This window comes from Trebonia sp. (genome assembly GCF_049794275.1).
GTDB lineage: Bacteria > Actinomycetota > Actinomycetes > Streptosporangiales > Streptosporangiaceae > Trebonia.
In genome coordinates, this window is sequence record NZ_JBARCR010000137.1 from 1 (window position 1) to 8,808 (window position 8,808).

Consider the following 8,808-nt stretch of genomic DNA (forward strand, 5'->3'; position numbering starts at 1 on the left):
GGTCTATCCCGGCCGCCCACGGGATCCCCGGCCGCAGCTCGATGAGGCTCCCGGCTCCGGGCGCGGGCTCCCGGGGTCCCGGGTCATCCGCGGCGGCTCGGGCGGTTGCTGGGGCGGTTGCTGGCGCGGTCGGGGCCGGTGCCACGTCCGCCACATACGTGCCGGATCCGTGGCGGCCCTCGAGCCAGCCTTCGGCGAACAGGCTGGCGTAGGCGGTCGTCACGACGGTCCGGCTCACGCCGAGGGTGGCCGCGAGGTCGCGGGTGGACGGCAGCCGGTCGCCCGCGTGCAGTACGCCGTCAGTGACAGCGGACCGGACCTGCGTGGAAACCTGAGCCGTCAGCGGGTCGCCGTCGGCACGGTCCACCACGATGGGCAGGTTAGCGTGCGAAGTGGTCATCGGAACTTCCCTGGGAGTGGCTATTTTCGGCAGTCCACTTTCCGCATAGGCTACGGTCCCATGAGCACTGACACCACCCCTTTGTCCACCCCTTTGTCCAGCACGCCCCGCACCAGGCTGCGCAGGCACCACGAGCGCGGCATGAGCGACCGCGATGCCCTGTACGAGGTGCTCGACGCGGGACTGATCTGCCACCTCGGCGTGGTCGCCGACGGCGTGCCTGTCGTGCTGCCCACCGCTTACGGCCGCGACGGCGACACGCTGTACCTGCACGGCTCGTCGGCGAACGGGGCGTTCGGCGCGGCGGCCGGGCGGCAGGTGTGCGTGACGGTCACGCACATGGACGGGATCGTCTGCGCCCGTTCGGTGTTCAGCCACTCGATGAACTACCGCAGCGCGGTCGTGTTCGGCACCGCGACGCTGGTCCGCGACGAGGACGAGCGCTGGCAGGCGCTGCGGCTCATCACCGACCACCTCATCCCCGGCCGGTGGGCCGCCGCCCGCCAGCCGACCAGGAAGGAGCTGGCCGCGACATCGGTGCTGTCCTTGCCGCTCACCGAGGCCTCGGTGAAGGTGCGCACCGGCATGCCGGCCGACGAGCCGGAGGACTACGACCTGGACGTCTGGGCCGGGGTGCTGCCGATGGCCGTGACGTTCGGCCAGCCGGAGCCGGACCCGGCCATGCGCCAGGAAATCCCGCTGCCCGTCCACATCCGCGACCGGGCGAGCTGACGCGGGACGCCCGGCGAGGATCTCAGCCGCGGCGCGCAGCATGATCACGAAAGAAAAATCTCCTATGCGCGTACTTTTCTTTCGTGATCATGAAATCAGCAGGCTTGGGCCGGGCGGCGCGGACCCGCTGATGGCGGGTGCGGGGCGGGAGTCGGGCCGTGCGCGTTCGGCAGGGCCGAAAAGGTCGTAATGTAGTTGGGATGAACGACCGGCTGGTATGGATCGACTGCGAGATGACTGGGCTGGACATCGAGCGGGACGCGCTGATAGAGATCGCGTGCCTCGTGACCGATGCCGAGCTGAACCTGCTCGACGACGGCATTGACCTGATCATTAAGCCGCCGGCCGAGGCGCTTGACCAGATGAGCGACGTCGTGCGCGACATGCATACCAAGTCGGGCCTGCTCGCCGACCTGCCTGGCGGGGTCACGCTCGCCGAGGCCGCGGAGGCCGTGCTGGCCTACGTGCGCCAGTACGTCACCGAGCCGCGCAAGGTGCCGCTGTGCGGCAACTCGATCGCCACCGACCGCTGGTTCATCGCGCGGGACATGCCGGAGCTCGACGCGTTCCTGCACTACCGGATGGTGGACGTGTCGTCGATCAAGGAGCTCGCGCGGCGCTGGTACCCGCGGGTCTACTTCGCCTCTCCCGCCAAGCACGGCGGGCACCGGGCGCTCGCCGACATCACCGAGAGCGTTCAGGAACTGCGCTACTACCGGGAAGCCGTGTTCGTCCCGCAGCCCGGGCCGGATTCGGCGACAGCGCGGCAGATCGCCGCGAAGTACGGCAACGTGCCATCGGCCCATTAAGCCGGTCGGCGGCGGCCTTCGCGTGCCGCTATACTCGTCTCAGCCGGGGACCGGGGGCGCTGAAACGCGCTCAGCCGCGAGTGGCCCGGCGGCAATGGTGGGCGTAGCTCAGCTGGTAGAGCACCAGGTTGTGGTCCTGGGGGTCGCGGGTTCGAGCCCCGTCGCTCACCCCGATGTAAGTGCAGGTCAGGAGCCCCGGTCGTGACGACGGCCGGGGCTCTTACTATTTGGGTGTCCGATTTTAGGAGCAGATCGGTAGCCGATCTTGCCCGCCAAGGCTTGTAGCAGGGCTGTCTGCCGCCGACGCCTAGTGTCGCGTGGCGTCAATTCCTTGACTGTCCTTTGCCAATGAATCTGAGCTTCTGAGCCATTTGCGGGGTTCTGCCATCTAACGTCAGGTTGAGCCATCGAGGGTGTTCCCCGGCGAAGGGTCACGCGGATGACGGCGGGGCTGGCGGCCCGGGCCGGTGGTCCGGCGGAGTGTGGCGCCATTGAGGTCGAGTACGTCGACCCGGGCCCGGGGGCGGGACGGAAACCGGTCGCGGCCTGCTGGTCCTCGCGGTTCGAAGTGATAAGCCCGGTGCGGGCTGTGCGTCATTGCAGGGCAGCGGAACTGGCCGGCCAAGGCGCGATCGGGAGCCGCTGTGCGATGACCGCGGTGCCCGCTACCTTGGCCGGCCGGATCCGCCCGCGGCTAAGCCGATGACAATCGGCGGGCTGACCGTCCAGGTGAAGGTCGCCGACCCGGACGCGCCGGTGCCGTCGGTGGCCGTGACCTTCACGTTGTAGGGCCCGGGGGTGGTCGAGGTGCCGGAGATCAGGCCGGAGGAGCTGATCGACAGCCCGGCCGGGAGCCCGGTCGCGGAGTAGGTCAGGGCCTGCCCGGCAGCCGAGTCGCCGGCCGCGATCTGCAGGCTGACCGCGGTGCCCGCGATCGTGGTCTGGTCGCCCGGGCTGCTCACCGTCACCGTGTTGGCGCTCAGCGAGAATGTGGCCGATGCGGTGGCGGGCGGGTTCTGAGCATCGCTCACCTCGGCGGTGAACGTGCTGCCGCTGCCGCTGGTCGGCGTGCCCGAGATGACGCCCGTCGCGGCGTGCAGCTTCAGCCCGGCAGGCAGCGAGCCCTGCGTGATCGACCAGGTGTAAGGGGTCAGCCCGCCGTCCGCGGCCAGCTTCACCGAATACGGCATGCCGGATGTGAGCCCAGGCAGGACACTGACGGTGGTGATCGCCAGCGGCGCCACGGTCACGGTGATGTTCAGGCCCTGCGAGGCGGAGACGGACGGCTTCTCAGCGTCGCTCACATTCACCCTGAAGATCGCGGTGCCCGGGGCCGTTGGCTTGCCGGAGATGGCCCCGGTAGCGGGGTCCAGGCTGAGCCCGGCGGGCAGCGCGCCGTTGGTGACCGACCAGGTGTAGGGCTTGATACCGCCGGCCGCGGCCAGTTTCGCCGAATAGGAGACACCGGCGGTGGCCGCGGGCAGCGAGGGGGTGTTGATCATCAGCGGCGCCGTGGTCACGGTGATCGACAGGGTCGCCGAGGCGGAGGCGGACGGGCTCTCCGAATCACTGACCTTCACCGTGAAGCTGGCAGTGCTGCCGGCCGCTGGAATGCCCGCGATCAGGCCGGTGGCCGGCACCAGCGTCAGCCCGGCCGGCAGCGCGCCCTTCTTGACCGACCAGGTGTAGGGGGCGATACCCCCGGACGCGGCCAGCTTCGCCGAATAGGAGACACCGGCGGTGGCCGGGGGCAGCGCAGTCGTCTTCACGGCCAGATTGGTTGCCGCGCCTGCCGGCGCCGCCACCCCCAGGTGACCAGCAGGCCTGCCGCCACGATGATCGCAGACGCCAGGCTTATGCGGCGCCGCCCCGCACGCAGCAACCGCGCGCATCGGCCGGTGATAAAGGAAACAGTCATTACACCACGGCGCGCCAAATTGGCCTCGGCCATGAGACCCCCCCTCCGAGGTCCGAAAAACAGGAAGGCAGCGGTGACCGCGGATACACCGGGCAGCAGCATTAGCACAGCAGCCGAGCCAGGCAACGGATAATCAGGGATAACCGCCCCATTTGCCGCAGCTTGGCAGGAACGTAACGCCAGCGTCAACGATCCCGGTACCTATATTGGGCCTCCCGGATACTCAAATTGGCCCGGCCGGCCCGGTGACTTCCCGCCCGCCAGGCCCACCTGACCACCCTGAGCCGCTACGCCGAGCAGAACTTCCGTGCCCGGCTCACCCGTCCGTGGCCAGCAGCCGCACGTCCCCGCCCCGGTGATGGCACGAGCCTTCGTCGGGGCCCACGTGGCTATCTTGGAAGCCTGGCCGGCGAGTTCCACGGCGACATACAAGAACTCGCCGGCATGACCTCGGCCTGCTCATCCACGGCGTAGCCTGGGCACACGGACCCCCGGCGAGCTCAGCTACCCATCTTGACCTACGACGGACTCAGCCACGGCCGCCGCTCGCGGGACTTCCTGCCTCGTCGGCTCGCTGTCCGATTCTGGGAGCGAGGTGGGAGCGAGCGCGAGCGCATAGGTGCGCTCAGCGTGCACGCTTCCGGGTTCCTGGCCAGCGCGGATATCCCCTACATGGGCACCTGTTTCCACGCTTCCTCTGTTGTGGTCCTGGGGGTCGCGGGTTCGAGCCCCGTCGCTCACCCATTGAAAGTGCAGGTCGGGAGGCCCGAGCCGGAAAACGGAAGGGCCTCTAGGTCTTCTGCCGCTCCGCGCGATTCCAGCAGACAGCCTGGATACTATGGGCGGGGTTCAGGGTCCATTCTCCGTTCAACTGATCGGCCGGCATGACAGGACAAAGCGAGTTCAGTTACGGCGATCACCTGATGGCGCGACGCCCGGGCTTCGCGCATCACGGCATCTACGTCAGCGACGATCGCGTCATTGATTTCGGCGGATACGACGTGGGCAGCAGGCATCGGAACGGCGTCCGCCCCGTCACACTCCAGCAATTTGCCCGTGGTCGTAAAGTCGCAGTTGTCCGCCATCCCAGCCCTGGCAGGATGTTCGGACCGGATTGGCTGCCCGGCCCCCTCCCGCCCGAGCGGATCGTGGCTGAGGCGGAACGGCTGGCGAAGATCGGTTTCGAAGGAAAGTTCACGCTGTTCGGCAGCAATTGTGAGCACTTCGCCAACTGGTGCGTGACCGGCAGTTATTTTGAGAGCCTGCAGACGAAGAAGCTCTTTCGGGCACAGGCAGCGCTGCTCACAATAATGATCTTGACGGCCAGATCGAGCGGACACAGCAAGTGGTGGCGAATTACGTGCTGGTCGCTCATCCTGATAAGCGCCATCACTGGATACCAGCGGCGGCGGGCTCCATACAAATTCTGGCAAGGCGTAGAGAGACCACTCAATCGGCCCTCGTGGTAGCGCAAGCCTGACTGGCGGCGAGGACGCAGATCACCGGGGGGCTGAGAGGAAGGGTCTGGGTGCTCACCTGCGAGAAGCCAGCGTCTCTCAGCAGGTCCTCGATTTCGCGGGCGGCGCCGCGGGACGTGTCCGCCGTGGCGCCGGGGCAGCGGGGCTGGGATGCGATGGCGATGCGCCCGCCGGGTGCGAGCCGTCGGCGCAGCTCGGCGAGCCGTTCGGCACGCCCGGGCCAGAACCCGAGGGAGTTGACGGCGAGGATGGCGTCGAAGGGGCCATCGACAGCGGGCGGAAGCTGATCGGCCGGTGCATTGATCAGGGTGACCCGCCCGGCCCGGATCGCGGCGGCGTTGCGCCTGGACGCCTGCCGGAGCATCACGCCGGAATGGTCGATGCCGTACACGTGACCCGCGCCGGCGCGGACCAGTTCCGCGACCGCCACGCCGGGGCCGAAGCCGAGCTCGAGGACTTGGCCGGCGGGGCGCACATCGAGCAACGAGACTACCCAGCGGTTGCGCTGCCGGTTGGACGGGCGGTGGGCGAACACCCAGCCGGTCACGCTCCCCGCCGCGCCATGGGGACGATGGCCCTGGCCGATGACGTCGCGGTCCAGGACGCGCACGACGGCGATCCCAGCACGCCCGATCCCGTACTCGGCGGCGGCGGTCACTGCCCGCCGTGCTGCCCGTGCCATGCTTCCCTCATGTCGTGTTCTCATGGCCGGCAGTCAACGCCTTCAAGCGCACCTGAAGTCAACACACAAGGCGGCCTGCTCACCATCGGCGAACTGGCCCGCCGCGCCGGCGTCACCGCCTCGGCCCTGCGCTACTACGAGGAACTCGGCCTGCTCCCCCCGCCGGCCAGGATCTCCGGGCAGCGCCGCTACCCCGAATCGGCGGACCGGCTCGTCGCCGCCATCCTGCTCTACAGCGACGCGGGGTTCACCCTCGCCGAGCAGAAGGCCCTGCTGGACACCCGCGCCAGCCCGCCCGGCGACCGGAGACAGTACATGCAGCGCAAGCTCGCGGAACTCGACGAGCAGATCGCCAGGGCGCAGGCCGCCCGCGATGCCATCAGCCACGGTCTGCGCTGCCCCCACGAAGACATCACGCAATGCCCCAACTTCAACGCCGGCATCACCGCCCGGCTAGCCGGCCAGCCACTGTCACAATCCCACCGGCAGCTGCACGACCAACGGCCCCGCGAGGACCTGGCCGGCGAGACCGGCCAGCCGGTACTCGGCCCGCCGATGTCGGGGGAAGAAGCAGGGGCGATCATCAACCGAGGCTGAATAGGCCGGCGCCGACCTGGATGCGGAGTTCTTCGACGACGGCGAGCTGGTCGCCGGTGCGGTCGAGCAGGACGCGGAGTCGCTGCTGGTCTAGCAGGCCGTCGTTCGCCGCCGCGCCCAGCAGGGCGCGCCAGCCCGCGGCCTTGCCCTGGATGCCCAGGTAGAGGGTCTCCAGCTCGGTGAGGTCACTCAGCGGAGACCGGGTGAGCAAGTTCGCGCCGGTCTTCAGCCTGGTGGCCTTCTCCGCAGCCCATCCGGCGAGGATCTTGTGACCGCGGACCGGCACGCCGGCGGCACGCATCAGCTGCAGGAGCGCTTGCCGGTCGGCGGCGATGTCCGCGGCCAGGCCGGCTAGCCGCTTGCGGTGCTCGGGGTCCTGGTGAGACCCGGCGACGCGGCGGGCGAGTTCCGCCCCGGCCGTGGCGCCCGCGAGGTGGTCGTTGAGGTAAATGCCCAGCCAGTGTCGTGGGCCATCGCGATTTGACATGAGCGCCGCCCTACCCGGGCTCGGCGCCGCTGAACGTCGAAGAGGTTAAAGCCCGCGTATGGGGGGAGTAAAGGCAACTTCTACCGCGAGGAGGCAGACATGGGTTTCATGGACAAGATGCGGAACAGGTTCAAGATGGGCAAGGGCCACGCCAAGCAGGACGTCGGCCGGGCCACCGGTGACCCGTACTTGGAGGCCGAAGGCCAGGGCGAGCGCGTCAGCGGTGCCACCCGGCAGGTCGGCGAGCAGGCGAAGGACGCCGGCAAGAACGTGCGCGACGCCTTTAAGAAGTAACCGCTAAGAAGTAGCCGTGCGTCGCGCGGCCCGCTGGGCCGACAGGAGCGGTATCGCGGCGATCTTCTCATCCGTCAGGTCGTCCCATTGAATGCCCGGCACCGGCCGGGGGCCGTGCCGCGGGCGGCAGTCGATGACCCGGTCGGGTGTGACGATGAAGTCCACCGGCACGTCGTGGCTGGTCAGCGGGATTGTCCCCGCGGGGCGTACCTGGAGTTCGTGCACGGTCGTGACGGACACGGTGTCCGACCCGATCAAGCCCGCGGCGGTGGCGAGCGCGAACTCCAGGTCGGCGAAGCCGCCCCCCTTGCCTAGCCGCGCGCCGTCCTCCCCGACCGCGACGCTGCCCATGACCACGAGGCCGACCGGGGCGAGCTCCGCCAGGCTGACCCGGCGGGCGGACCTGGACGCGCCGCTGATCGAGGCCGCCTTCCGCGGCGGCTCGGACAAGTGGTCCGGGTCCAGGGCGAAGAATGGCTCGGGCTCGGCCAGCCGCGGGACGGCCATGTACACGGTCTTGCCGTCTTCGAGCGCGCGCTGCCGGACGGGCAGTTGCGCGGAATCCGGGTTGGCCTTCACCGTGTGCGCCGCCTGCCATGGGGGCAAGGCGCGCAGCCGCTCCGCCGCGGCCTCGGCGCCGGTGAAGTTGGGGATGCGCCCGAAGGCGCCGGGGAACCTGGCCACCTTCGCGGCGCGCATCGCGGACCAGACCTCATCACGCAGCTCCGCCTTCGCGGCGAGCACGTCGGCGGGGCCGCCGGCGTCGCGATCATGCCGGGGCGCGGAGCGAGGGCGAGCCATCCCCCCATCTTGCCCGCCCGCCTCATGCGCCGCAGCCCGGGGCCGTAGGGAACGCGGTCAATGGTCCATCGACCGCCAAAGAAGGGGGTCGATGGACCATCGACCCCCTTCGGACCTGGTGACCGAGGAGCTGCGCGGCCGATGGAGGGCGTTGGGGCGGCCGGTGTGGGTGGTATTGAGGCGACCGACCGGTGGAGGGTGTTGGAGCGCCGGCGGAGGGGGTTCCGGCGGCGCAGCGCGGGGTCAGTTCACTGCGATGGCGGCGATGGCCAGGGCGCACAGGCCGAGGCCGGCGCGCTGGGCGGGGCTGAACCGCTCGTGCAGCAGGACCCGGGCCAGCAGAACGGTGAAGCCCGGGTACAGGGAGACGAGCACGGCGGCGACGGCCAGCATGCTGAAGTGCGTCGCGTAGAAGTAGGCCACGGTGGCGGCCATGCCGCTGGCACCCGCGAGCGCTGGCAGGCCCGCGGCCCGGACCGGGACGCGCAGCGGCTGCCGGGACTTGACCGCGATGGCCAGGGTGACCAGCAGTGTGCCGGTCGCCTCGCACGCGACCGGCCACAGGCCGGCGTTCCGGCCGGCCTGGGCGAGGCCGATGAACAGGATGCCG

The 8,808-nt window shown here is 69.6% G+C and carries 11 protein-coding genes and 1 tRNA gene; 6 read left to right on the forward strand and 6 right to left on the reverse strand.

Going from position 1 to position 8,808, the window contains the following annotated elements:
• Nucleotides 1-400: GntR family transcriptional regulator (locus tag WA805_RS03825; RefSeq protein ID WP_425241656.1), on the reverse strand; the 400-nt coding region annotated here is incomplete at its 3' end.
• Nucleotides 401-460: 60 nt separating this feature from the next.
• Between WA805_RS03825 and WA805_RS03830 the strand changes: the two genes are divergently transcribed.
• From WA805_RS03830 to WA805_RS03840, 3 genes are all read left to right on the forward strand, one after another.
• Entirely contained in the window at nucleotides 461-1,132 is a 672-nt protein-coding gene (locus WA805_RS03830) for a pyridoxamine 5'-phosphate oxidase family protein (protein WP_422271874.1), read from the forward strand.
• Nucleotides 1,133-1,332: 200 nt separating this feature from the next.
• A complete protein-coding gene (gene orn / locus WA805_RS03835; RefSeq protein WP_422271872.1) occupies nucleotides 1,333-1,941 on the forward strand; it encodes an oligoribonuclease in 609 nt (202 codons plus the stop codon).
• A 97-nt stretch (nucleotides 1,942-2,038) separates the two neighbouring features.
• Nucleotides 2,039-2,111, forward strand: a tRNA-His gene (locus WA805_RS03840).
• Nucleotides 2,112-2,606: 495 nt separating this feature from the next.
• On the opposite strand, the gene WA805_RS03845 is transcribed toward WA805_RS03840, so the two are convergent.
• A complete protein-coding gene (locus tag WA805_RS03845; protein WP_425241657.1) occupies nucleotides 2,607-3,710 on the reverse strand; it encodes a putative Ig domain-containing protein in 1,104 nt (367 codons plus the stop codon).
• Nucleotides 3,711-4,743: 1,033 nt separating this feature from the next.
• On the opposite strand from WA805_RS03845, the gene WA805_RS03850 reads away from it, so the two are divergent.
• A complete protein-coding gene (locus WA805_RS03850) occupies nucleotides 4,744-5,328 on the forward strand; it encodes a lecithin retinol acyltransferase family protein (RefSeq protein WP_422279546.1) in 585 nt (194 codons plus the stop codon).
• Here the strand turns inward: WA805_RS03850 and WA805_RS03855 are convergent.
• Nucleotides 5,309-6,019 (reverse strand): class I SAM-dependent methyltransferase, encoded by a 711-nt coding sequence (locus WA805_RS03855; protein WP_425241658.1) that lies wholly within the window; start codon nucleotides 6,017-6,019, stop codon nucleotides 5,309-5,311. The genes WA805_RS03850 and WA805_RS03855 overlap by 20 nt on opposite strands.
• A gap of 9 nt (nucleotides 6,020-6,028) precedes the next feature.
• Here WA805_RS03855 and WA805_RS03860 point away from each other — a divergent pair, with 9 nt between their 5' ends.
• Nucleotides 6,029-6,616, forward strand: coding sequence for a MerR family DNA-binding transcriptional regulator (locus tag WA805_RS03860; protein WP_422289158.1), 588 nt, complete (start codon nucleotides 6,029-6,031; stop codon nucleotides 6,614-6,616).
• Here the strand turns inward: WA805_RS03860 and WA805_RS03865 are convergent.
• A complete protein-coding gene (locus WA805_RS03865) occupies nucleotides 6,603-7,103 on the reverse strand; it encodes a hypothetical protein (RefSeq protein ID WP_422279540.1) in 501 nt (166 codons plus the stop codon). The two genes, WA805_RS03860 and WA805_RS03865, sit on opposite strands and share 14 nt — an antisense overlap.
• 99 nt (nucleotides 7,104-7,202) lie before the next feature.
• Between WA805_RS03865 and WA805_RS03870 the strand changes: the two genes are divergently transcribed.
• A complete protein-coding gene (locus tag WA805_RS03870) occupies nucleotides 7,203-7,397 on the forward strand; it encodes a CsbD family protein (RefSeq protein WP_422279538.1) in 195 nt (64 codons plus the stop codon).
• Between the two features lie 3 nt (nucleotides 7,398-7,400).
• Here the strand turns inward: WA805_RS03870 and WA805_RS03875 are convergent, their stop codons facing one another.
• Together WA805_RS03875 and WA805_RS03880 are read right to left on the reverse strand one after the other, a co-directional pair.
• Nucleotides 7,401-8,198 carry a 5-formyltetrahydrofolate cyclo-ligase gene (locus WA805_RS03875; RefSeq protein WP_422279536.1) on the reverse strand — a complete coding sequence of 266 codons (798 nt, stop codon included), beginning with the start codon at nucleotides 8,196-8,198 and terminating at the stop codon, nucleotides 7,401-7,403.
• A 243-nt stretch (nucleotides 8,199-8,441) separates the two neighbouring features.
• A partial coding sequence (locus tag WA805_RS03880) for an EamA family transporter (RefSeq protein ID WP_425241659.1) occupies nucleotides 8,442-8,808 on the reverse strand: 367 nt, incomplete at its 5' end.